The 22399-nt window shown below is 65.1% G+C and carries 23 protein-coding genes; 19 read left to right on the plus strand and 4 right to left on the minus strand.

What is annotated here, in order from left to right; all coding sequences use genetic code 11:
• The 13 genes from JDO7802_RS11170 to recN all read left to right on the plus strand — a co-directional run.
• Nucleotides 1–347, plus strand: a 347-nt coding sequence (locus JDO7802_RS11170) for an SCO family protein (RefSeq protein WP_222836403.1), incomplete at its 5' end; no start/stop codon positions are given.
• A 165-nt stretch (nt 348–512) separates the two neighbouring features.
• Complete coding sequence (locus JDO7802_RS11175) at nt 513–1682, plus strand: peptidoglycan glycosyltransferase FtsW (protein ID WP_055085588.1); 1170 nt, start codon at nt 513–515, stop codon at nt 1680–1682.
• A gap of 10 nt (nt 1683–1692) precedes the next feature.
• On the plus strand, nt 1693–2787 hold the full coding sequence (gene murG, locus JDO7802_RS11180) for an undecaprenyldiphospho-muramoylpentapeptide beta-N-acetylglucosaminyltransferase (protein ID WP_055085590.1): 1095 nt from the start codon (nt 1693–1695) through the stop codon (nt 2785–2787).
• Nucleotides 2784–4184, plus strand: a complete 1401-nt coding sequence (gene murC, locus JDO7802_RS11185) for a UDP-N-acetylmuramate--L-alanine ligase (RefSeq protein ID WP_055085592.1) — start codon at nt 2784–2786, stop codon at nt 4182–4184. Before murG ends, murC begins: the two co-directional genes overlap by 4 nt.
• A gap of 22 nt (nt 4185–4206) precedes the next feature.
• Nucleotides 4207–4446, plus strand: a complete 240-nt coding sequence (locus JDO7802_RS11190; RefSeq protein WP_055085593.1) for a DUF2484 family protein — start codon at nt 4207–4209, stop codon at nt 4444–4446.
• Nucleotides 4443–5393 carry a UDP-N-acetylmuramate dehydrogenase gene (gene murB / locus JDO7802_RS11195; RefSeq protein ID WP_055085595.1) on the plus strand — a complete coding sequence of 317 codons (951 nt, stop codon included), beginning with the start codon at nt 4443–4445 and terminating at the stop codon, nt 5391–5393. The genes JDO7802_RS11190 and murB overlap by 4 nt, the downstream gene beginning before the upstream one ends.
• A 48-nt stretch (nt 5394–5441) precedes the next feature.
• Nucleotides 5442–6356 carry a D-alanine--D-alanine ligase gene (locus JDO7802_RS11200; RefSeq protein WP_055085597.1) on the plus strand — a complete coding sequence of 305 codons (915 nt, stop codon included), beginning with the start codon at nt 5442–5444 and terminating at the stop codon, nt 6354–6356.
• On the plus strand, nt 6344–7255 hold the full coding sequence (locus tag JDO7802_RS11205) for a cell division protein FtsQ/DivIB (RefSeq protein WP_055085599.1): 912 nt from the start codon (nt 6344–6346) through the stop codon (nt 7253–7255). The genes JDO7802_RS11200 and JDO7802_RS11205 overlap by 13 nt, the downstream gene beginning before the upstream one ends.
• Entirely contained in the window at nt 7252–8580 is a 1329-nt protein-coding gene (ftsA, locus tag JDO7802_RS11210) for a cell division protein FtsA (protein ID WP_055085601.1), read from the plus strand. Before JDO7802_RS11205 ends, ftsA begins: the two co-directional genes overlap by 4 nt.
• A 157-nt stretch (nt 8581–8737) precedes the next feature.
• Complete coding sequence (gene ftsZ / locus JDO7802_RS11215) at nt 8738–10312, plus strand: cell division protein FtsZ (protein ID WP_055085603.1); 1575 nt, start codon at nt 8738–8740, stop codon at nt 10310–10312.
• A gap of 335 nt (nt 10313–10647) precedes the next feature.
• The gene (gene lpxC, locus JDO7802_RS11220; RefSeq protein ID WP_055085605.1) at nt 10648–11562 is read left to right on the plus strand and encodes a UDP-3-O-acyl-N-acetylglucosamine deacetylase; all 915 of its coding nucleotides are present in this window, start codon (nt 10648–10650) and stop codon (nt 11560–11562) included.
• A 94-nt stretch (nt 11563–11656) separates the two neighbouring features.
• Complete coding sequence (locus JDO7802_RS11225; protein ID WP_055085606.1) at nt 11657–12496, plus strand: outer membrane protein assembly factor BamD; 840 nt, start codon at nt 11657–11659, stop codon at nt 12494–12496.
• 56 nt (nt 12497–12552) lie between these two features.
• Nucleotides 12553–14205, plus strand: coding sequence for a DNA repair protein RecN (gene recN, locus JDO7802_RS11230; protein WP_055087218.1), 1653 nt, complete (start codon nt 12553–12555; stop codon nt 14203–14205).
• 65 nt (nt 14206–14270) lie between these two features.
• Here the strand turns inward: recN and mgtE are convergent, their stop codons facing one another.
• Nucleotides 14271–15659: a magnesium transporter gene (mgtE, locus tag JDO7802_RS11235; protein WP_055085608.1), complete on the minus strand. Its 1389-nt coding sequence runs from the start codon at nt 15657–15659 to the stop codon at nt 14271–14273.
• A gap of 84 nt (nt 15660–15743) precedes the next feature.
• Here mgtE and guaD point away from each other — a divergent pair, with 84 nt between their 5' ends.
• Entirely contained in the window at nt 15744–17021 is a 1278-nt protein-coding gene (guaD, locus tag JDO7802_RS11240; protein ID WP_055085610.1) for a guanine deaminase, read from the plus strand.
• Nucleotides 17022–17053: 32 nt separating this feature from the next.
• On the opposite strand, the gene JDO7802_RS18275 is transcribed toward guaD, so the two are convergent.
• On the minus strand, nt 17054–17230 hold the full coding sequence (locus JDO7802_RS18275; RefSeq protein WP_187298130.1) for a hypothetical protein: 177 nt from the start codon (nt 17228–17230) through the stop codon (nt 17054–17056).
• 75 nt (nt 17231–17305) lie between these two features.
• On the opposite strand from JDO7802_RS18275, the gene JDO7802_RS18705 reads away from it, so the two are divergent.
• Entirely contained in the window at nt 17306–17434 is a 129-nt protein-coding gene (locus JDO7802_RS18705; protein WP_275934855.1) for a hypothetical protein, read from the plus strand.
• Between the two features lie 118 nt (nt 17435–17552).
• Here JDO7802_RS18705 and purB read toward each other — a convergent pair whose 3' ends face one another.
• A complete protein-coding gene (gene purB / locus JDO7802_RS11245; protein ID WP_055085612.1) occupies nt 17553–18860 on the minus strand; it encodes an adenylosuccinate lyase in 1308 nt (435 codons plus the stop codon).
• 72 nt (nt 18861–18932) lie between these two features.
• Here purB and JDO7802_RS11250 point away from each other — a divergent pair, with 72 nt between their 5' ends.
• A complete protein-coding gene (locus JDO7802_RS11250; RefSeq protein WP_055085614.1) occupies nt 18933–19337 on the plus strand; it encodes a DUF6314 family protein in 405 nt (134 codons plus the stop codon).
• Between the two features lie 3 nt (nt 19338–19340).
• Here JDO7802_RS11250 and JDO7802_RS11255 read toward each other — a convergent pair whose 3' ends face one another.
• Nucleotides 19341–19565: a hypothetical protein gene (locus JDO7802_RS11255; protein WP_055085616.1), complete on the minus strand. Its 225-nt coding sequence runs from the start codon at nt 19563–19565 to the stop codon at nt 19341–19343.
• A 77-nt stretch (nt 19566–19642) separates the two neighbouring features.
• Here JDO7802_RS11255 and prfA point away from each other — a divergent pair, with 77 nt between their 5' ends.
• From prfA to JDO7802_RS11270, 3 genes are all read left to right on the plus strand, one after another.
• The gene (prfA, locus tag JDO7802_RS11260) at nt 19643–20698 is read left to right on the plus strand and encodes a peptide chain release factor 1 (RefSeq protein ID WP_055087219.1); all 1056 of its coding nucleotides are present in this window, start codon (nt 19643–19645) and stop codon (nt 20696–20698) included.
• A gap of 14 nt (nt 20699–20712) precedes the next feature.
• The gene (prmC, locus tag JDO7802_RS11265) at nt 20713–21501 is read left to right on the plus strand and encodes a peptide chain release factor N(5)-glutamine methyltransferase (RefSeq protein ID WP_144430598.1); all 789 of its coding nucleotides are present in this window, start codon (nt 20713–20715) and stop codon (nt 21499–21501) included.
• A gap of 170 nt (nt 21502–21671) precedes the next feature.
• On the plus strand, nt 21672–22382 hold the full coding sequence (locus JDO7802_RS11270; protein ID WP_055085620.1) for a DUF4167 domain-containing protein: 711 nt from the start codon (nt 21672–21674) through the stop codon (nt 22380–22382).
• Nucleotides 22383–22399 lie beyond the last annotated feature (17 nt).

Raw genomic sequence — 22399 nt, forward strand, 5'->3', positions numbered from 1 at the left:
ACGACATGGAAAGCTGGCTGACCGACCTGGACGTCGGCGACGACGCCATCAATGCCTATTTCGTCACCATCGACCCCGAGCGGGACACGCCGGAATTCCTCAGGGACTATCTGGAGCCGCAATCGGATCGCATCACAGGCATCACCGGGGCGCCCGACGATGTCTGGGCGATGGCACGGTCGTGGCGCGTCTACTGGCAGAAGCGGCCCCTGGGGGAAGGGGATTACACGATGGACCATTATGCTTCTACCTTCGTGCTGAATGCCGATGGGGCGGTTGCCAGCCTGATTGCCTACGGCGAAGACCCCGAAAGCGCCAAGGCCAAGATCCGCGACGTTCTGGGCTGATCGGTCCGCGCGCCTGGTGGTCCGCGCTGGCCGTCGTCGTCGCGCGCGGACCCAATCGCGACCGGCCGAAGGGGAAGACACTGGCGCGATTCGAATCGCTGCGCTAGACTGCTGCCATCAGACCCGGAAAACCGGGCGGGCAGTAAAACAGACACAGGCGGTCCCATGACTGAAATCGCGCACGGCGCGGTCGTCGTCCTTCCGGGCGAGGCTATCGTATCCCGTTGGTGGCGAACGATCGACAAGGGCGTGCTGGGCGCGCTCGTCCTTCTGTTCGCGGTCGGGTTGCTGCTGGGCTTTGCGGCCAGCGTCCCACTGGCGGAACGCAATGGCCTGCCGCCTTTTCACTATGTCTATCGTCAGGCGATCTTTGGCTCCATGGCGTTTGCCGTGATGCTGGGCGTGTCGATGATGTCGCCCAACATGGTCCGCCGGCTTGGCGTAATCGGCTTTTTCGGGGCCGCCGCGGCGGTGATGCTGCTGCCGGCCCTGGGAACAGATTTCGGCAAAGGCGCGGTGCGCTGGTATTCGCTGGGCTTCGCCAGCGTCCAGCCGTCGGAATTCCTCAAGCCGGTGTTCATCATCCTGACCGCGTGGCTCATGGCGTCCGGGGCCGAACCCGGCGGGCCGCCGGGCAAGACCATCAGCTTTGCGGTGCTGGTCCTCATCGTGGCCTTCCTGGCCCTGCAACCGGACTTCGGGCAAGCGATGCTGACCGTGGTCGCATGGTCCGCCGTCTATTTCGTGGCCGGTGCCCCCATCGCCATCCTGACCGGCGTCGTCGCGGCCGTGGGGGCGGTGGGCGTCATCTCCTACAACAATTCCGAACACTTTGCGCGACGCATCGACGGCTTCCTGTCGCCGGAGGTCGATCCGCGGACGCAGATGGGATATGCCATCGACGCCATTCGCGAGGGCGGCTTCTTCGGGGTCGGCGTCAACGAGGGTAAGGTGAAATGGATTCTGCCCGACGCGCATACCGATTTCATCATCGCCGTCGCCGCCGAAGAATACGGGCTGATCATGGTTCTTTTCATCGTCTGCCTGTTCGGCTTCATTGCCGCGCGCTGCCTGATGCGCCTGTGCAGCGAGCGTGATACCTTCATCCGGCTGGCGGGCACCGGCCTGACGGTGCTGCTGGCCAGCCAGGCATTCATCAACCTTGGCGTTGCGGTACGTCTGTTGCCGGCGAAGGGCATGACCCTGCCGTTCGTCAGCTATGGCGGCTCCTCGCTCATCGCGATGGGGGCCTTGACGGGGATGCTACTGTGCTTCACCCGCACCCGACCGCAGGCCGAAATCGGGGACCACCTGCTGTCGAACGGATACCGCTGAGGAGCCGCACATGGCCGCGCCGCTGATCGTCATCGCCGCCGGGGGCACCGGGGGGCACATGTTCCCCGCGCAGTCGCTGGCCGAGGAAATGCTGAACCGTGGCTGGCGCGTGAAACTTTCGACGGACGATCGCGGGGCCCGCTATGCCGGGGCGTTCCCCGACGATGTCGAGGTCGAGGTGGTACCCGCCGCGACCTTCGCGCGCGGCGGGCTTGGGGCGAAACTGGGCGTCGCGCCCAAACTGGCCGGCGGGGTCTTCCGCGCGCTGCGGGGTTTCCGCCGCGACCGGCCGCAGATCGTCGCGGGCTTCGGCGGTTATCCGGCGATCCCGGCGATGGCGGCGGCGGTTCTGATGAAGCTGCCGCGCATCATCCACGAACAAAATGGCGTGCTGGGCCGCGTGAACCGCATCTTCGCCACACGCGTCGATGCCTTTGCCTGCGGCATCTGGCCCACGGACCTGCCCGAGGGCGTGGAGGGTCAGCACACCGGCAATCCGGTGCGCGCCGCGATCCTGGCGCGTGCCGGATCGCCGTATATCCCGCCCGGCGATTACCCCATGAATGTCCTCGTCATCGGCGGCAGCCAGGGCGCGCGCATCCTGTCGGACGAAGTTCCCGCCGCACTTGCCGCCCTTGACCACGAACTGCGGCGGCACCTGCGCGTCGCCCATCAGGCCCGGCCCGAAGACGTCGAGCGTGTCACCGCCTTCTACGGTGAGCGTGGCATCGATGCCGACGTCCAGCCCTTCTTCGACGATGTTCCCAACCGCATGGCCGACGCGCAGCTGGTCATTTGCCGCGCTGGCGCATCGACCGTTGCCGACCTCAGCGTGATCGGTCGCCCGGCGATCCTGATCCCCTATGCCGCCGCCGCCGGGGATCACCAGACCGCCAATGCCCACGGACTGTCGGAGGCGGGGGCCGCGATCCTGCTGCCCGAACGCAAGGTGACGCAGGAAACGCTGACCGATCAGATCGATCTGATCCTGACAAACCCCGACGGTGCGCTGCAGATGCACCGCGCGGCCCTGTCGGTCGCCGTGCCCGATGCGGCCACGCGGCTGGCCGATCTGGCCGAATACATTGCGAGCAAGGACATATGAACGCGACCAAACTCCCCAATGCCATGGGCCCGATCCACTTCGTCGGAATCGGGGGCATCGGCATGTCCGGCATCGCCGAGGTGCTGCTCTCCAACGGTTTGACGGTTCAGGGATCGGACCTGAAGGCGTCGGCCATCACCGACCGGCTGGTCGAGAAGGGCGCGACGATCTTCGTCGGCCAAAAGGCCGAGAACCTGAAGGATGCGGAGGTCGTCGTCATCTCCTCGGCGATCAAGCCGGGCAACGCCGAATTGGACGCCGCGCGCGCGAATGGCCTGCCCGTGGTTCGGCGGGCGGAAATGCTGGCCGAATTGATGCGGCTGAAGTCCAATGTCGCCGTCGCGGGCACCCACGGCAAGACCACCACCACCACGATGGTCGCGGCCCTTCTGGACGCAGGCGAACTGGACCCGACGGTCATCAACGGCGGCATCATCCACGCCTACGGCTCCAACGCGCGCCAAGGCGACGGGGAGTGGATGGTGGTCGAGGCGGACGAGAGTGACGGCACCTTCAACCGCCTGCCGGCCACCATCGCCATCGTCACCAACATCGACCCCGAGCATATGGAGCATTGGGGCAGTATCGAGAATCTGCGCCAGGGCTTCACCGACTTCGTGTCGGGCATTCCGTTCTACGGCCTGGCCATCTGCTGCACCGACCATCCCGAAGTCCGCGCCTTGGTGGGCCGCATCACCGACCGCCGCATCGTGACCTTCGGCTTCAACGCGCAGGCCGATGTGCGCGCGGTGAACCTGCACTACAAGGCGGGCGTGGCGCATTTCGATATCCAGCTTCAGGCCGAGGATGCGGTGATCGAAGGGTGCGCCCTGCCGATGCCGGGCGATCACAACGTGTCGAATGCATTGTCCGCCGTCGCCGTCGCGCGGGAACTGGGCGTGCCCAAGGATGTGATCCGCGACGGGCTGGCCGCGTTCGGCGGCGTCAACCGGCGCTTTACCCGGGTTGGGACATGGAACGGCGTGCCCATCATCGACGACTACGGCCACCACCCGGTCGAGATCGCCGCCGTCCTGAAGGCCGCGCGCCAGTCTATCGGCGACACGGGCCGGGTCATCGCGGTCCATCAGCCGCACCGCTATTCGCGCCTCCAGTCCCTGTTCGACGACTTCTGCGGGTGTTTTGCGGATGCCGACGTGGTGGGCATCGCCGATATCTATGCCGCCGGCGAAGACCCCATTCCGGGGGCCGGGCGCGACGATCTGGTCGCAGGTCTGATCCGCACCGGCCATCGACACGCCCGCGCCGTGACGGACGAGGACGATCTGGAGCGCTTGGTCCGGGAGCAGGCCCGTGACGGCGACATCGTCGTCTGTTTGGGGGCCGGAACGATTTCCGCCTGGGCCAACGCCTTGCCGGATCGCCTGAACGGCTGATCGCGTCATAAGAAGGACAGGCATGGCATTCATCGCACTTTGCCTTTGGGTCGTGGTGGCCTGGCTGTTGCAGGTCGTTCTGACGGCGAAGCAGAGCTGGCCGGCTGCCTATGGGCTGATCGTTCTGGGCGTGCCCATCGTTATCTGGCTGACGTGGTCGGGGGGATGGGTCTGGGGCACTGTCGGGGCGGCGGTGATGCTGCTGGTGCTGCGGTGGCCGGTGATCTATCTGGGGCGCTGGATCCGAGGGAAACTGCAATGAACCTGCCCGACGTGCGCGGCACGCTGACCGAAGACCGGAGCCTTGCCGAGTTGACGTGGCTGCGCGTGGGTGGGCCGGCGGATGCGCTGTTTCAGCCCGCAGACCGGGACGATCTGTGCGATTTCCTGCGCGATCTGCCAAGCGATATTCCGGTCTTTCCCATGGGCGTTGGATCGAACCTGATCGTGCGCGACGGCGGGCTGCGCGCTGTGGTGATCCGTCTGGGGCGCGGGTTCAACGGGATCGAGGTCGACGGCGACCGCATCCATGCCGGGGCCGCCGCGCTGGACGCGCATGTGGCGCGCAAGGCCGCCGCTGCGGCCCGCGATCTGACGTTCCTGAGGACCATCCCCGGCTCCATCGGCGGTGCGGTGAAGATGAATGCCGGCTGCTATGGCAGCTATACCGCCGATCACCTGATCGAGGTGGAGGCGGTCACGCGCGACGGTAAGGTCGTCACGATCCCCGCCGCCGACCTTCACTTTGTCTACCGCAGCAGCGCCGTTCCCGACGGCACCATCGTGACGCGCGCGACGTTTCACGCCGACCCGGGCGATCCGGCGGAATTGGAGGCGCGCATGGCCGACCAACTGGCCAAGCGCGACGCGACGCAGCCCACCAAGGATCGCAGTGCCGGCAGCACCTTCCGCAATCCGGCTGGCTTCAGTTCTACGGGGCGGGCGGACGACACCCATGACCTGAAGGCCTGGAAGGTGATCGACGACGCGGGCATGCGCGGGGCCACGCGGGGCGGGGCGATCATGTCGCCCAAACACTCCAATTTCCTTGTCAACGCCGGAGGGGCCACGGCCGCCGATCTGGAAGGATTGGGCGAAGAGGTTCGGAAAAAGGTTTTCGACAGCAGTGGATTGACGTTAGAGTGGGAAATCATGCGGGTCGGAGAACCCGGTGTGACCCCGAAAGGCCCGTCAGAGGCTGGGGACTAACGAAGGCTGGGGCGACACGACCCCGGCACGAGGCGCAGGATATCGGGTATGTCGGGCAGGACACCCCTAAATGTTGCCGTCCTTATGGGCGGCCAATCGGCGGAGCGTGAGGTTTCCCTCTCGACCGGTCGCGGCTGCGCGGACGCGCTGCGCGGCGAAGGTTTCGACGTGACCGAAGTGGATGCGGGCCCCGATCTGGTGGCGCGCCTGCAACAGATCGCCCCCGATGTCGTCTTCAACGCGCTGCATGGCCGGTGGGGCGAAGACGGCTGTGTCCAGGGCCTGCTGGAATGGATGCGGCTGCCCTATACCCATTCCGGGGTGCAGGCATCGGCCAACGCGATGGACAAGGCGCGCACCAAGGAGGTGTACCGCGCCGCCGGATTGCCGGTCGTGGAAAGTCGCATCGTGGCCAAGTCCGATGCGATGGCCGACCACATTCTGCCCGTTCCTTATGTCGTGAAGCCAAACAACGAAGGCTCTTCCGTCGGTATCCACATCGTGACCGAAGGGTCGAATGGCCCGCCACAGTTGGCCGACACGATGCCTGCGACGGTCATGGTCGAAACCTATGCGCCGGGGCGGGAACTGACCTGTACCGTGCTGGGCGACCGTACGCTGGCCGTCACCGAAATTCATATGGATGGCTGGTACGACTACGATGCGAAATACGCGCCCGGTGGCAGCACGCATACCGTTCCTGCCGATCTGCCGCCTGACATCACCGCCGCCTGCCAAGCGTTTGCCCGGCGCGCGCACGAAGCCCTGGGGTGTCGATCGATCAGCCGCACCGATTTCCGCTGGGATGACACCCGCGGTCTGGACGGATTGATCCTGTTGGAGACGAACACACAGCCGGGCATGACGCCGACCTCGTTGACGCCCGAACAGGCGGACCACGCGGGGCTGAGCTTTGGTCAGCTGTGTGCGCGTCTGGTGGAGGATGCGTCATGCGATCGCTGAAATCCGCCACCGGGGCCAAGACCCGCGCCGTCGACCCGGCACCGACCCGGTGGCAGTACCGAATGCAGCGTCTGTGGCTGACGCCGCTGTTCCGCGCGATGATCCGAACCGGCATACCCAGCTTCGGCTTCGTGATCCTGTTCACTTGGTACATCAACGACGAGGCGCGGATCACCGCCATATCCGACTGGTATCAGGGCACGGTCAGCGCGGTGCAGGACCGGCCGGAATTCATGGTCGCGTTGCTGCGCATCGAAGGGGCTAGCGCCGAGTTGCAGGACGATATTCAGGAGGCGCTGCCCATCGACCTGCCGCTGTCGCAATTCAAGCTGGACATGGACGGGCTGCGCAAGCAGCTGATCGACCTGGACCCGGTTCTGGACGCCGAAGTGCGCGTCAAGGCCGGTGGCGTCCTGTTGCTCAAGGTGACCGAACGCACCCCGGCCGTCGCATGGAAGACCGACGGCGGGATCGAAGTTCTGGACGCGACGGGCCACCGGGTCGCCACACTTCACAATCTGGAAACCGCAGGCGCGCTGCCTTTGATCGCGGGCGAGGGGGCCGACACCGTCGTTCCCGAAGCGCTGACCCTGATCGCCGCCGCGCGGCCCATCGTCGACCGTCTGGTGGGACTAACCCGCGTGGGCAATCGACGCTGGGACGTCGTCCTGACCGACGATCAGGTCATCGCCTTGCCCGAAGCGTCGCCTGTCGCCGCCCTGGACCGGGCGCTTGCCATGCATGCCGCCAAGGACGTGCTGTCGCGCGACGTGCGCGTCGTGGATCTGCGCATTTCCGACCGGCCCGTTCTGCGGCTCACGCCCGAAGCGCGGTCGGAGCTGAAGGGTCTTCAGGATCTGGAACGTCTATCACTCGATCACTCGGAAGGGGACCAATGAGCCGTCTGTTCCACGCGCAGCGCGCCATGCGCCGCAAACGCCAAGCCGCGCTTCAACGCGGGGTCGTCGCCATCCTGGACGTCGGCACCTACAAGACGGCCTGCCTCGTTTTGCGGTTCGAGGAAAATACACCGCAGGGTGAGGGCGTGGGCCACATGGCCGGGCAGTCGAATTTCCGCGTCATCGGCGCGACCACGACCCGGTCGCGCGGCATCCGCAATGGCGAAGTGGACGCGATGCCCGAAACCGAACGCGCCATTCGCACGGCCGTTCAGGGCGCGCAGAAGATGGCCAACGTGCGCGTCGATCACGTCATCGCCTGTTTCTCGGGCGGGCGTCCGACGTCCTGGCCCCTTTCGGGCGAAGTCATGCTGGAGGCCGGACCCTGTTCCGTTCACGATGTCGGTCGCGTGCTGTCGTCGATCGACGCGCCCGATATCGGCGCGGGGCGCGAGGTCTTGCACGCACAACCCGTCAATTTCGGCATCGACCACCGCACCACGCTGCGCGATCCGCGGGGGCAGACCGGGGAAATGCTGCGGGCCGACATGCATCTTCTGTCGGTCGACGCCCACGCGATCGAGAATTTGCTGACCTGCATCCACCGCTGCGATCTGGAACTCGCCGGTCTCTCCTCCGCGCCCTATGCCGCCGCGACGTCGGCCCTGGTCGAGGATGAAAAGGAACTGGGGGCCGCCTGCATCGACATGGGCGCGGGCACGACCGGTATTTCCATCTTCATGCGCAAGCACATGGTCTTTGCCGACACCGTACCGTTCGGCGGCGCAAATGTGACGTCCGACATCAGCCAGGGCCTGCGTATTCCCGCGACCATGGCCGAGATGATCAAGTGCCGCTATGGCGGGGTGCACGCCACCGGAATGGACGACCGGGAGCTTATCGCGCTCGATTCCGACACGGGCGACTGGCACCACGATCGTCGGTCCGTCACGCGAACCGAACTCATCGGCATCATCCGGCCACGTGTCGAGGAAATCCTGGAAGACGCCCGCGCGCGTCTTGATGCGGCCGGGTTCGGTGATCTGCCGTCGCAGCGCATTGTGCTGACCGGCGGTGCATCGCAGATCCCAGGTCTGGATCAACTGGCCGGTCGCATCCTTGGCAATCAGGTTCGTCTGGGTCGACCGCTGCGTGTCCATGGCCTGCCCGAAGCGGCCAAGGGCCCGGCCTTTGCCGCCTGCGTCGGGCTTTGCATGCAAGGGGCCGAGCCGCAGGACGAGTTCTGGGATTTCGAGGCCACTCCGGAGCGGACGTCGGGTCGGTCGATCCGCCGCGCGATGCGGTGGTTCAAGGACAATTGGTAGAGCATTTCGGCAGGTTGCCGCATTTTTGCCGCAATTCGCCACCTGCGATTCGTTTTTTGGGTGACGCGCGGAATCAAAGGCGTTACCTTGGGGATAACAACGCGAAAAATCGCGGCACATGGCCTGAGGCGGGCCGAAACTACAGGTGGACAGAGCTATGACATTGAATCTCACCATGCCCGGTACGACTCCGGAAGTTGATCTGCGTCCGCGCATCACCGTTTTCGGTGTCGGCGGGGCAGGCGGCAATGCCGTCAACAATATGATCCAGAAGGATCTCGAAGGCGTCGAATTCGTCGTCGCCAACACCGACGCGCAAGCCTTGGCGCAGAATTCCGCGCCGGCCCGCATCCAGTTGGGCGCGCGCGTCACCGAAGGGCTGGGGGCCGGGGCGCGTCCGCAGGTCGGTGCCTCCGCCGCCGAGGAGACAATCGAGGAGATCGTCGATCGTCTGGCCGGCGCGCACATGTGCTTCATCACCGCCGGCATGGGCGGCGGCACCGGCACGGGTGCTGCCCCGATCATCGCACAGGCCGCGCGCGAGCTGGGCATCCTGACCGTCGGCGTCGTCACCAAGCCCTTCCAGTTCGAAGGCTCCAAGCGCATGCGTCAGGCCGAGGAGGGCGTCGAGGCCCTGCAAAAGGTCGTCGACACGCTGATCATCATTCCCAACCAGAACCTGTTCCGCCTGGCCAACGAGAAGACGACCTTCACCGAGGCGTTCTCCATGGCCGACGACGTGCTCTACCAGGGCGTCAAGGGCGTGACCGACCTGATGGTCCGTCCGGGCATGATCAACCTCGACTTCGCCGACGTTCGGTCGGTCATGGACGAGATGGGCAAGGCCATGATGGGCACCGGCGAGGCCGAGGGCGAAGATCGCGCTGTCGAAGCCGCCGAGAAGGCCATCGCCAACCCGCTTCTGGACGAGCTGAGCCTGTCGGGTGCCAAAGGTGTTCTGATCAACATCACCGGCGGTCACGATTTGACCCTGTTCGAAATGGACGAAGCCGCCAACCGCATCCGCAAGGAAGTGGACGAGGATGCGAACATCATCGTCGGCTCCACCCTCGATCCGGCCATGGAAGGTGTCATGCGGGTTTCCGTTGTCGCGACGGGCATCGATGCCACCGCATCGACCGCCGCCGACCCGATGCCCCGCCGTCGCATGTCGTCCGAGCCGGTCGCCCGGGTCGAGGCTCCGGCCCCCGCCGCAGCCGTCGCAGCCCCGGTCGCGGCCGAGATCGTGGCCGAGGCCCCGGCCGAGCCTGCGACGCCGAATTTCTTCGACGCCGTAGATCAGCATGACGTGGAAGAGGCGGAGGCAGCCGACAATTTCTTCGGTCGGGACCCGTCGGACAACCTGCCGCCCCCCGCCTATGCACCCGCACCGGCCCCGGCTTCCGTCGCCGCCGCCGAGGCTCCGCAGGCCGCATTCACCGCGCCCCGCGCCGGCACCGGCCCGTCGCCCGAGGCGATGGACCGTCTGCGTGCCGCCGTTAGCAAAGGGGAGCGTAGCGTCGCCCATGATGTCCACCGCGCCCCGCCCGCCGGCGAGGGTCGCTTTGGCATCGGTTCGCTGATCAACCGGATGACCGGCACCGCCGCCGATACCCCGGTTCAGCGCCCCGCAAGCGCGCCGCTGACCGCGCCGGCCTCCGAAGCGCACGCCGCCCCCGAGGAGGATGAGCGCATCGAAATTCCGGCGTTCCTGCGCCGTCAGGCCAACTGACGATTGGCACCAGATCTTCGGATCGATCAATGGCGGCCCTTTGGGGTCGCCATTTTTCGTGGACGCAAAGGTTAATTTTTTCGCCTGTTATGTTCACACTTGCGTCCACCTCCCAAATTATACGAGCGGCAGACAGTCGCCTAACAATCTGATAGAATTGAAAATAACCATGATGGGTACGGTCTCGGCAGATTTCCGCGCACCCCAGGCATGCCCCTGTTTCAAGCCGTAACAGGCGTTGAATTGCAGGGACACGCACACTCCCCTAGCTGACACTCGAGCACAACAAGGTCCCACAAGGGGCTGGTAAATCGCAGTAACGACTGGGTGTAACCATGCAGACCACGATCAAGGACATCGTCCGTTTCGAAGGCACCGGCTTACACGCCGGGCGGCCTGCGCGTCTGACCGTTCACCCCGCCCCCGCCCATCACGGCATCTGTTTCCGCCGGACGGATCTGGATGGCGACACCATGATTGCGGCCCGCCATGACCGGGTCGAGACGTCGCCGCTTTGCACGCTTTTGGTGAATGACGCTGGCGTTTCCGTGTCGACGGTCGAACACATCATGGCCGCCTTGGCGGGATGCGGGATCCACAATGCGATCCTGGAAATCGACGGACCCGAGGTGCCGATCCTCGATGGATCCGCTGCCGGGTTCGTGCGCGCGTTTCTCGCCACCGGGGTGCGCCGCCTGTCGGCCCCGGTCCATGCGATCGAGGTATTGCGCCGCGTCCACGTCACCGACGGCCAGGCTTCGGCCACGCTGACCCCCGCCGAAGAGCTTGAAATCGACTTTTCCATCGACTTCGCGGACGCCGCCATTGGCCGTCAGCGCAAGGTTCTGCGCCTGTCGAACGGAACTTTCGTGCGCGAGTTGTGCGACAGCCGTACCTTCTGTCGACAGTCGGACGTCGATGCGATGCACGCCGCCGGCAAGGCGCTTGGCGGCTCGCTCGCCAACGCCGTCGTGGTCGACGGATCGCGCGTCGTGAACCCCGAGGGGTTCCGTCACACCGACGAGGCCGTGCGCCACAAGATGCTCGACGCCCTGGGCGATCTAGCGCTTGCCGGTGCGCCGATTCTTGGCCGTTACACCGGTGTACGCGCGGGCCACGCGATGACGAACAAGGTTCTGCACGCGCTCTTCGCCGATCCGCTTGCGTACCGCATCCGCACCCTCGCCCCCGAGGAATGCGGTGTCCTGCCGGGTGCAGGGTTGGAGCGGGACGTCTTCGCCCATCTGTGACATTGTTTTCGACGGCCCGGCGCTTCACAGCATCCCGTTGCTGGACTATGGTGCGCCGAGGTGCTGTCAGGGCACGGGGCAGGGAAAGACGCGCATGACGGATCGGCAACCCCTTCGCATCGGTAAACCGCTGTTCGCCATGGTCCTTTGCACGACGCTCGTGGCCTGTGGTGGCAGCGATGAGCTGGCCCTCGAAGACACCTCTCCCGAAGCGATCTTCACGCAGGCGGAGCTGGAGTTGGCCCGCGGCGATCCCGACGATGCCGCCGCTCTCTTCGCCGAGATCGAGCGTCTGTATCCCTATTCCGATTTCGCCAAGCGCGGCCTCATCATGCAGGCGTTTTCCTATCACAAGGATCAGGACTACGAGAATGCACGTGCTGCCGCCCAGCGGTTCATCGACTTCTATCCCGCAGACGAAGACGCGGCCTACGCGCAATATCTTCTGGCGCTCTCGTATTACGATCAGATCGACCAGGTCGGCCGCGACCAAGGGCTGACCTTTCAGGCGTTGCAATCGCTGCGGACCGTCATCGAACGCTATCCCGACAGCGAATATGCCCGGTCCTCGATCCTCAAGTTCGACCTCGCTTTCGATCACCTTGCCGCCAAGGAGATGGAGATCGGGCGCTACTACCTCAAGCGGGAACATTATCCGGCCGCGATCAACCGCTTCCGTGCCGTCGTGGAGGAGTTTCAGACCACCAGCCACACGCCCGAGGCGCTGTTGCGGCTGGTGGAGGCATATCTCTCGCTTGGCCTGACGGACGAGGCGCAGACGGCTGGTGCGATCCTGGGGTACAACTTCCAGGGCTCGCCGTTCTATGACGATGCCTTCCGGCAATTGACGGGGCAGGGCCTGTCGCCCGAAGCCCGTGGCAGCGGTTGGTTGACCGACGTCTATCGCCGGACCATCCAGGGTCGCTGGCTCTGACGTGCGGGGCCGTGCGCGGCCTCGCCAACTCCCTTTGCCTGCGTTAATTGATCGTCATGCTCCGCAGTCTAGAAATCCGCGACCTTCTTATCATTGATCACCTCGCGCTCGACTTCCGCGCGGGGCTCAATGTGCTGACCGGGGAAACCGGCGCGGGCAAGTCGATCCTCCTCGACAGTCTGGGCTTCGTGCTGGGCTGGCGCGGACGGGCCGAACTGGTCCGGCAGGGGGCCGATCAGGGCGAGGTTTCCGCAAGTTTCGATCTGCCGGAAGGCCATGCCGCCCGCGCCGTTCTGGCCGACCATCACATCGCGTCCGAAGATGGAGAGCTTCTGCTACGCCGCATCAACACGCGCGACGGACGCAAGACAGCCTGGGTCAACGGCACCCGCGTCACCGGAGAGGTGCTGCGCGCGCTGTCCGACACCCTGCTTGAGTTGCACGGGCAGCACGACGACCGCGGCCTTCTGGATGTGCGCGGCCACGGTGCCCTGCTCGACGCCTTCGCCGGGTCGGATTTACGTGCAGTCGCAACGGCTTGGTCGAAACTGAGCCTTGCGCGCCGGACGCTCCGACTGGCCGAGTCCAAGCGCGACGAGGCCAAGGCGGAAGAGGATTTCCTGCGCCACGCGGTCGGTGAATTCGATGTCCTGCGGCCCGAGGCGGGGGAGGAGGCCGATCTGGACACCCGCCGCCGCCTGATGCAAGGGGCCGAAAAGATCCGGGGCGACGTGGGCAAGGCGCTGCATGCCATCGGGCCCAAAGGGGCCGAGGGCCAGATGATCGATGCGACCCGCTGGTTGGAGGACGCGACCGACACCGTTGCCGAAACGCTGACCCCCGCCATCGACGCGCTCAACCGCGCCATGATCGAGCTGAGCGAGGCGCAGGCGGGAGTCGAGTCTTGCCTGGATGCCTTGGCCTTTGATCCGTCAGAGTTGGAGGATGCGGAAGAGCGGTTATTCGCGATCCGTGCGATGGCCCGCAAGCACGGGGTACAACCTGATGACCTGCCCGCTTTTGCCGCCGATCTGCGCGCCCGACTGGACTTGCTGGACGCATCCGAAGGAACGTTGCCGAAGCTGGAGGCCGAGGCCGAGGCGGCGCAAACCGCCTATGACACTGCCGCCGCGGCGCTGACCGCCAAACGCACAAAGGCGGCGAAGGCGCTGGACATCGCGATGTCCGCCGAACTCGCGCCGCTGAAAATGGACCGTGCCAAGTTCACCACGAACGTCACCCCCGGCACGCCCGGCCCGGACGGCGCAGACGAGGTTGCATTCGAGGTGGCGACCAACCCCGGTGCCCCATCGGGGCCGCTCAACAAGATTGCGTCGGGCGGTGAGCTTAGTCGGTTCCTGCTGGCGCTCAAGGTCTGCCTGACCGGCGGCGACCGCTCCCTCACGCTCATCTTCGACGAGATCGACCGCGGCGTTGGCGGGGCCACCGCAGATGCCGTCGGTCGCCGCCTCAAGGCGCTGGCCGATGGCGGGCAAGTCCTCGTCGTCACGCACTCGCCACAGGTCGCGGCCCTTGGAGCTCATCACTGGCGCGTGGAAAAGAGTGTGAAAAAGGACATCACCCTATCGACCGTGACACCGGTGTCCGAAGCCGACCGCTTGGATGAAATCGCCCGGATGCTGGCCGGCGACACGATCACCGACGCGGCGCGCGGGGCGGCGCAGGCGTTGCTGGATGCGGCGGCCTGACGGGTCATCGAGGGCGAAATCCAACTGCCCGGGCCACACGGTTCAGAGCAAATTCGACGCGTGCTTCAAAGCAGCCAGAGCGCGGCCAGCCCCAGAAACGCGAAGAAGCCGACCACGTCCGTCACCGTCGTCACGAAGGCACCGGAGGCGAGTGCGGGATCGACACCGACTTTTTCAAGCACCACGGGGATGCCCACACCGGCGAGCCCCGCGACGCCCAGGTTGATGACCATCGCAACGCCGATAACCGCTCCCAGCATCGGGTTGCCGAACCAGATCACGCCGACGATGCCCATCACGATGGCGAACGCCACGCCGTTGATAAGCCCGGCCATGACTTCGCGTCGGATGACGCGCCAGACATTTGCGCCTGTCAGGTCGCGGGTGGCCAAGGCCCGCACCGCCACCGTCAACGACTGCGTCCCCGCATTGCCACCCATCGACGCCACGATCGGCATCAGGACGGCCAGCGCGACGATCTCGGTGATGACGGCGTCGAATTGCGCGATGACGAGCGACGCCAGGATCGAGGTGACGAGGTTGACCCCAAGCCACGGAAATCGCCGCCGGACGGTGCCCAGCGTGCGGTCCGACAGCGATCCTTCGCTGTCCACACCGGCAAGGCGCAGGATGTCTTCCTCCGCTTCTTCGTCCAGCACGCTCATCGCGTCGTCGATGGTGATCACGCCCAACAAGCGGTCGTCTTCGTCGACCACGGCGGCTGAAATCAGGTGGTACTGGTTGAAGGCATAAGCGACCTCCGCCTCCGGGTCCGTAGCCTCGAAGGTGCGGAAGCTGTCTTCTTCAATATCGGCCAGTGGCATGTCGCGCGGCGACGACAGGATCTTGCCAAGCGTCACGTGACCGACGGGCCGCATCCGCGGGTCGGTCAGGATGACGTGATAAAACTGCTCGGGCAATTCCTCGGCGGTGCGCAGATGGTCGATGGCCTGCCCGACCGTCCAGAACGACGGGGCAATCACTACTTCCCGCTGCATCAGGCGTCCGGCGGAATATTCGGGGAATGTCAGCGCCTGTTCGACGGCGACACGGTCCGCATCGTCCAATGCGCCAAGGATCACACCGGCCTGACTCTGATCGTCCAGGTTTTCGATCAGGTCGACGACATCGTCGGTGTCTAACTCCCGAACGGCTTCGGCGACATCCTCGGCCGGAAGGGACGACAGCAGTTCCTCGCGCAGGCCTTCGTCAAGTTCGGACAGGATCTCGCCGTCGATGTTGCCGGACCACAGCTCGACGAGGGTCAGACGCTGAAATTCGGTGATCTGCTCGATCAGGTCGGCGATGTCGGCGCCGTGCAGCGGCTCCAAAAGGTCGTCGAGGGCCATTCGATCGCGCGCGTCGATGGCCTTCTGGACCAGACGCAGGCGCGGTTGGTCCAGCTCGATGTCGTCTTCGTAATCGTCGTTCTCGACCTGATCGACCTCTGTCATGGAGCATCCCCTTGTTCCGGCCCAGATAGCGCGCGCAGCGACCAAGGGGTAGCGGCGATTTCGGTGCCGCGCTAAGGCAATGCGATGACGACGCTCCTGCTCGGCCAGACGCTGGCTTTCACCGCCGACCCGTTCCAGACCGATCCGGCTGGTGCAGTCCGGCATCAAACGCACGGCGCGGTCGCCGTCGACGACGGACGCATCACGGACGTCGGCCCGGCCGACGATCTGCGCCGGGCGCATCCGCAGGCCCAAGTGATCGACCACGGTGCAAACCTGATCCTGCCGGGTTTCGTGGACGCGCACGTGCATTATCCGCAGACGGCGATCATTGCGTCCTGGGGTAAGCGGCTGATCGACTGGCTCAACACCTATACCTTCCCCGAGGAGGCGCGGTTCTCCGACCCGGCCCACGCCGCCGCGACGGCGGAGACTTATCTCGACCTGGCGCTTGCCCATGGCACGACATCGATGTGCAGTTTCGCCACCATCCATCCCGCCAGCGTCGATGCCATATTCACGGCCGGGACCGCGCGGGGCATGGCCGTCTGGGCGGGCAAGACCTGCATGGACCGCAATGCGCCCGGTGATCTGCGCGATACCGCGCAATCGGCCTATGACGACAGCAAGGCCCTGCTGGACAGGTGGCACGGCGCAGGGCGCGCCCGATATGTCGTCACGCCGCGGTTCGCGCCCACGTCTTCGCCGGACCAGCTTTCGGCCCTGGGCGCGCTCTGGTCGGAGAACCCCGACTGCCTGATGCAGACCCATCTGAGCGAGCAGACCGACGAGATCGCCTGGGTGCGGGATCTATTTCCCGAGGCCCGCGATTACCTCGACGTCTACGAGACCCACGGGTTGATGGGCGAACGTGGCCTATATGGTCATTCGATCCATCTGACGGAGCGGGAAAGGGCGCGCTTGCGGGACGTGAACGCCGCCGTCGTGCACTGCCCAACATCCAACACCTTCATCGGGTCCGGCCTGTTCGACATGGACCTTGCCAGAATGCTTCGCACCGGACTTGCCACCGATACCGGGGGCGGCAGCAGCTTTTCGATGCTGCGGACAATGGCCGCTGCCTACGAAGTGGCGCAGCTTCGGGGGCAGGCGCTGCATCCCGCGCAACTCCTCTACCTTGCGACCGAAGGATCTGCCCGCGCGCTGCATGCGACCGACATCGGGCGTTTGGCATCTGGTGCGATGGCAGACATCGTCGTCCTCGACCTCGCCTCGACCCCGGCCATCGCGCAACGTCACGCGCGCGCCGACACCCTGTGGGAAGCGGTGTTTCCGACGATCATGATGGGGGACGATCGCGCCGTGGCCCAGACCTACGTGGCGGGTCGCGCGATGTTATGACGGGTGGGCACGTCATGCCCACCCTGTTCGTATCAGCTGGTGCTTGCCACGATGCAGGAATTGCTTTCCGCGTCGAATGTGGTGCCCGGCGCGCAGGACATCGTCACACGCTCCTTGCCGAAGCCGCATTCGTAGGCTTGCGCCAATCCGGGAGCGGCCACCATCACGGCGGCAATCAGCAGCTTGTTGATCTTTCCGTTGATCTTCATCGCGTCTCTCCTGTCAATCAAGTGACGTAAGGTTAGCCCGATCCGTCGGATCGGCAAAACGCCAAACGGTCGCAGGTGATCCACGCGCCGGGATCAGTTGATCCGGTTGATGCCGTTGATACGATTGATCTGGTTGATGCGGTTGATCTTGTTGATACGGTTGATGGTCATTTTGACATCTCCTGTCGGGTTGCAGTGATGTGACGCTAGCCGCGCGAGCAAATTTCGCAAAACGAGATATGCTTAAAATGCGAACGATCGCGCCGCTTCAGCCCCTCCCGATCGGCAGACAGCTCTCGATCATCATAGCCCGACTGTCGGGTCAGACGTCGCCGAACACGCGGGCAAAGATCGTATCGACATGCTTGGTGTGATACCCCATGTCGAACTTTTCCTCGATGCCGGCGACGCCGAGGGCCGCGACCACGTCCTTGTCGGCAAGCAGTTCCTCGCGGAAATCCGACCGCTCCTCCCAAACCTTCAGGGCGTTGCGCTGCACCATCGCATAGGCATCCTCGCGGCTGACACCGGCTTGCGTCAGCGCCAGAAGGACGCGCTGCGACATGACCAGGCCCGGAAATTTGTTCATATTATCGAGCATGTTGTCGGGGAAGATAAGCATCTTGTCGACGACGCCCGTCAACCGCGCCAAGGCGAAGTCCAGCGCGATACAGGTATCCGGCCCGATGTTGCGCTCCACCGACGAATGGCTGATGTCACGCTCGTGCCAAAGGGTCACGTTCTCCATCGCCGGCACCACCGCCATCCGCACCAAACGCGCCAGGCCGGTCAGGTTTTCGGTCAGGACCGGGTTCTTCTTGTGCGGCATGGCCGAGGAGCCCTTTTGCCCCATCGCGAAAAATTCGGCCCCCTCCAGCACTTCGGTACGCTGCATGTGCCGAATTTCCGTGGCCACGTTTTCGATCGAACTGCCCACCACGCCCAGTGCGGCGAAGAAGGCGGCGTGCCGGTCGCGCGGAATGACCTGGGTGGAGATCGGCTCGGGGGACAGGCCCAGTTTTTCGCAGACATGCTCCTCCACCGCCGGATCGACATTGGCGAAGGTGCCGACAGCCCCTGAAATCGCGCCCGTTGCGATCTCCGCTCTGGCGGTCTTGAGACGTCGCAGGTTGCGATCCATTTCTGCATAGAAGCGCGCGAAGGTCAGCCCCATCGTCGTCGGCTCCGCGTGGATGCCGTGACTGCGCCCGACGCGCAGCGTGTCCTTATGCTCCAGCGCGCGCCGCTTGAGGGCCGCCAGCAGGGCTTCGACATCGGCGATCAGGATATCCGCAGACCGGACAAGCTGGACGTTGAAACAAGTGTCCAGAACGTCCGACGACGTCATGCCCTGATGCACGAACCGCGCTTCGTCTGCCCCCACATGCTCGGCCAGGTGGGTCAGAAAGGCGATGACGTCGTGCTTGGTGACGGCCTCGATCTCGTCGATGCGGTCGACGTCGAATTCGACGTTTTTGGCTTTCCACACGGCCTCGGCGTTTTCGCGTGGGATGACGCCTAGGTCGGCCATCGCATCGCAGGCATGGGCCTCGATCTCGTACCAGATGCGGAACTTGGTCTGCGGGGACCAGATCGAAACCATCTCGGGGCGGGAATAGCGGGGGATCATGCGAGGCATCCTCTGGCAGCGACGTCGCCAGCGTCATAGGCTGCGCGGCATCGACCCGCAAGGAACGCCGCCATGACCCCCGCCGACCGCCTGTCCGCCCTGATCGGCGCGTGGCGCACACAGCGTGTGATACGTCATGTCATCGGACCGACCGCCCGGTTCGACGGCATCAGCCGCTGGTCGCCCGACGGCGCGGGTCTGCGGTGCGTCGAAACCGGCACCCTTGTGCAGGACGGCACGACGTTCGAAGCACGGCGCGAGACGGTCTGGCAGGCGTCGCCCGATGGGCTGGCGGTCACCTTTGCCGACGGTCGCCCGTTCCACGTCGTGCGCGGTCCGACGGCGCATCACGATTGCCCGCCCGATACGTATCTGTTGCACTACGATTGGGAGAATTGGCCGCGTTGGACGGTGCGCTGGCGTGTGACGGGACCGCGCAAGGACTACCGCGCGCTTACCCGATACCGGCCCGTCTGATCCTCAGCCGGTCAGGCAATCGTTGCCGGTGTCGCGCCAGATCGGCACGTTCAGCGACATGTCGCAGCGGGCCATGAACTCCCGCCCGTTGATCGACAGACAGGTCTGCTGCCCCATCTCAACCCGGGCTCCGGTGCTGTCGGTGCAGTAGCACTCGACGGTCTTCGACTGCGCCAGACCCATCGCGGGAAGAGCAGCGAGACACAGGAAAACAGCGATTTTCTTCATCGTTCCCTCCTTCGTTCCAGCATCTTAGCAGCTTGTGCGGCCTTGACCTAATGACGTCTGCCCCGCATGACCGCGCCATGATCCCGTCTGACCGCCTTGACCAGATCCTTGCGCGTTTCGAATATCTCGAAGCGCGCCTGAACGACGGGCCCGATCCGTCCGAAATTGCGGCCCTGACGCGCGAATATTCCGACGCCAGGCAGGTTGCCGAACAGGTCCGGGATTACCGCGCGCTGGAGCGTCAGGCGGCGGAGGCGCGGGCGCTGCTGTCGGATCCGGAAATGGCGGAATTGGCGCGAATGGAATTGCCGGACTTGGATGCCGCTATTCAGGCGGCGCAGGCGGCCCTTCAAATCGCGCTGCTGCCGCGCGACGCCGCGGATGCGAAACCCGCGATCCTGGAAATCCGGCCCGGCACGGGCGGGGACGAGGCCGCGCTTTTTGCCGCCGACCTCGAGAATATGTACCGCCGCTATGCAGAAACGCGTGGCTGGCGGATGGAAGTGGTCGAACGGCAGGACACCGATCTGGGCGGCATCAAAGAACTGGTCGCCCGCATCGAAGGGGAAAACGTCTTCGCGCGTCTGAAATTCGAAAGCGGCGTGCACCGGGTGCAGCGCGTGCCGTCGACCGAATCCGGCGGGCGCATCCACACCTCCGCCGCGACCGTCGCCGTCTTGCCCGAGGCCGAGGAGGTCGACGTGGACATCCCGGCCACGGATATCCGCATCGACACCATGCGAGCGTCCGGGGCGGGCGGGCAGCACGTCAACACCACCGATTCTGCCGTCCGCATCACGCATCTTCCCACCGGCATCATCGTCGTCTCGGCCGAGAAGTCGCAGCACCGCAACCGCGAGATTGCGATGAACGTCCTGCGCGCCCGACTTTACGACGCGCAACGGGCCGCGATCGACGCCGAACGCTCGGACGCGCGGCGCGCGCAGGTCGGGTCGGGCGACCGGTCCGAACGGATCCGGACCTACAATTTCCCGCAAGGTCGCATGACCGATCACCGCATCAACCTGACGCTTTATAAGTTGGACGCAGTGATGAACGGCGATCTGGACGAAGTGATCGACGCCCTGACCGCAGACCTTCAGGCGCAGCTTCTGGCCGAGATGGGGGTGTGAAGACGCGCGATGCAATGGACGACGCCGGCCGTCGGTTAAGTTTGGCGGGCGTTCCTGACCCCCTTCGCGATGTCTCGGCCCTTCTGGACGCGGCGGGGGCCGGGTCTCTGGACGAGCTGCCCCCTGATGTTGCCGCCCGGTTCGAGCGGTTGGTTCAGCGGCGGGTGCGTCGCGAACCGGTGTCTCATCTGACTGGTCGGCGCGCGTTCTGGATGCACGATTTCATCGTTACGCCCGACGTGCTCGACCCGCGCCCCGACACCGAAACACTGGTCGAGGCGGCGCTGTCCGCCCCATTTGAGACGGTCCTCGATCTGGGCACCGGATCGGGCTGCATTTTGCTGTCGCTCCTCTATGAGCGGCCACGGTCGCGGGGAACGGGCACCGACATCTCGGACGACGCCCTCGCCATTGCCCGGCGAAATTCGGACGTCGTGGGGGTCGCCGACCGCGTGATCTTTCTGCAATCGGATTGGCTGGCCGACGTGACCGGCATGTTCGATCTCATCGTCTCCAACCCCCCCTATATATCGACCGCCGAGATGGCCGACCTGTCGCCCGAAGTCCTGCATGAGCCGCGTCTCGCGCTGACCCCAGGCGGGGATGGGCTGGATGCCTATCGCACAATTGCCCGTACCGCCCCGCCACATCTGATGCCCGGTGGCCGCCTGATGGTGGAGATCGGCGCGGCCCAGGCCGAGGCCGTTAGCGGTCTTCTTGCGGATGTCGGCCTGCGAAATCTGCGGGTCATTCCCGACATCAACGGCAAAAGTCGTGTCGTTTCCGGCGAAAAGCCGCATTGAACCGACGAATCCTCTTGTCAGCGGGGTCAGCCCGACCCATAACGTCCTCAGCATCTACGGTTGACATGTCGAGGACGTGGCCCGGATGCGAAGCCCGACCAATCCGGACCCCCTCGACCCGCGACACACGTGGGCAGGGTCCACGGCAAAGATCAGCGGAAACCCCACGCATGAGAAGCAGCAAGTCCCGTTCGCGGAACAAGAACCGTAATCGCAGCAATCAGGGTGGCGGCAATATCGTCAACCGCGTCTTCGACAGCTCCGGCCCCGAAGGCAAGGTGCGTGGCACGCCCGCCCAGATCATCGAAAAATACAATCAGCTTGCCCGCGACGCACAGTTGTCCGGTGACCGTGTGGCCGTAGAGAATTTCCAGCAGCACTCGGAGCATTACACCCGGATGCTGGCCGCCGCGCAGAAGGAACTCGACGCGCGCCAGCAGCAGAACAACCAGCAGCAGAACAACCAACAGGGTGGCAACCCGCAGGGCGGCAACCAGCAGGGTGGCAATCAGCAGGGCAACGCCAACCAGGGCGGCGGTCAGCAAGGGGGCCCCCAGAACGGCGCTCAGCAAAATGACCAGAACGCTCCGCAGGGTGGCAACAGGCGTCGCAACTCCGGCGGTGGCGAAAATCGTCGACCTGACCCGTCCGAGCAGCCGCAGCCGCGCGACGAAGCTCCGCAAGTCGATGTGATCGACGCGCCGGCGGCTGACAGCGGTCCCGTGGACACGCCCGAAACCACGGAGCCGAAGGCCGAAAAACCCAAGCGCACCCGGACGCGCAAGAAGGCCCCGGCCAAGCCGGAAGCCGAGAAGACGGCCGGAGAGAGCGGCGAATTGCCCGCCTTCATCGACCCGGCGGAACCCGCCGCCGAGGGCTGACGTCCATACCAGACCTG

It is taken from the genome of Jannaschia donghaensis (genome assembly GCF_001403795.1).
Classification (GTDB): Bacteria; Pseudomonadota; Alphaproteobacteria; order Rhodobacterales; family Rhodobacteraceae; genus Jannaschia; species Jannaschia donghaensis.

Bases quoted from the DNA above. Each gene is read 5' to 3' on its own strand.
- JDO7802_RS11175 (WP_055085588.1), top strand. From the start codon at position 513: ATGACTGAAATCGCGCACGGCGCGGTCGTCGTCCTTCCGGGCGAGGCT.
- murG (WP_055085590.1), top strand. From the start codon at position 1,693: ATGGCCGCGCCGCTGATCGTCATCGCCGCCGGGGGCACCGGGGGGCAC.
- murC (WP_055085592.1), top strand. From the start codon at position 2,784: ATGAACGCGACCAAACTCCCCAATGCCATGGGCCCGATCCACTTCGTC.
- JDO7802_RS11190 (WP_055085593.1), top strand. From the start codon at position 4,207: ATGGCATTCATCGCACTTTGCCTTTGGGTCGTGGTGGCCTGGCTGTTG.
- murB (WP_055085595.1), top strand. From the start codon at position 4,443: ATGAACCTGCCCGACGTGCGCGGCACGCTGACCGAAGACCGGAGCCTT.
- JDO7802_RS11200 (WP_055085597.1), top strand. From the start codon at position 5,442: ATGTCGGGCAGGACACCCCTAAATGTTGCCGTCCTTATGGGCGGCCAA.
- JDO7802_RS11205 (WP_055085599.1), top strand. From the start codon at position 6,344: ATGCGATCGCTGAAATCCGCCACCGGGGCCAAGACCCGCGCCGTCGAC.
- ftsA (WP_055085601.1), top strand. From the start codon at position 7,252: ATGAGCCGTCTGTTCCACGCGCAGCGCGCCATGCGCCGCAAACGCCAA.
- ftsZ (WP_055085603.1), top strand. From the start codon at position 8,738: ATGACATTGAATCTCACCATGCCCGGTACGACTCCGGAAGTTGATCTG.
- lpxC (WP_055085605.1), top strand. From the start codon at position 10,648: ATGCAGACCACGATCAAGGACATCGTCCGTTTCGAAGGCACCGGCTTA.
- JDO7802_RS11225 (WP_055085606.1), top strand. From the start codon at position 11,657: ATGACGGATCGGCAACCCCTTCGCATCGGTAAACCGCTGTTCGCCATG.
- recN (WP_055087218.1), top strand. From the start codon at position 12,553: ATGCTCCGCAGTCTAGAAATCCGCGACCTTCTTATCATTGATCACCTC.
- mgtE (WP_055085608.1), bottom strand. From the start codon at position 15,659: ATGACAGAGGTCGATCAGGTCGAGAACGACGATTACGAAGACGACATC.
- guaD (WP_055085610.1), top strand. From the start codon at position 15,744: ATGACGACGCTCCTGCTCGGCCAGACGCTGGCTTTCACCGCCGACCCG.
- JDO7802_RS18275 (WP_187298130.1), bottom strand. From the start codon at position 17,230: ATGAAGATCAACGGAAAGATCAACAAGCTGCTGATTGCCGCCGTGATG.
- purB (WP_055085612.1), bottom strand. From the start codon at position 18,860: ATGATCCCCCGCTATTCCCGCCCCGAGATGGTTTCGATCTGGTCCCCG.
- JDO7802_RS11250 (WP_055085614.1), top strand. From the start codon at position 18,933: ATGACCCCCGCCGACCGCCTGTCCGCCCTGATCGGCGCGTGGCGCACA.
- JDO7802_RS11255 (WP_055085616.1), bottom strand. From the start codon at position 19,565: ATGAAGAAAATCGCTGTTTTCCTGTGTCTCGCTGCTCTTCCCGCGATG.
- prfA (WP_055087219.1), top strand. From the start codon at position 19,643: ATGATCCCGTCTGACCGCCTTGACCAGATCCTTGCGCGTTTCGAATAT.
- prmC (WP_144430598.1), top strand. From the start codon at position 20,713: ATGGACGACGCCGGCCGTCGGTTAAGTTTGGCGGGCGTTCCTGACCCC.
- JDO7802_RS11270 (WP_055085620.1), top strand. From the start codon at position 21,672: ATGAGAAGCAGCAAGTCCCGTTCGCGGAACAAGAACCGTAATCGCAGC.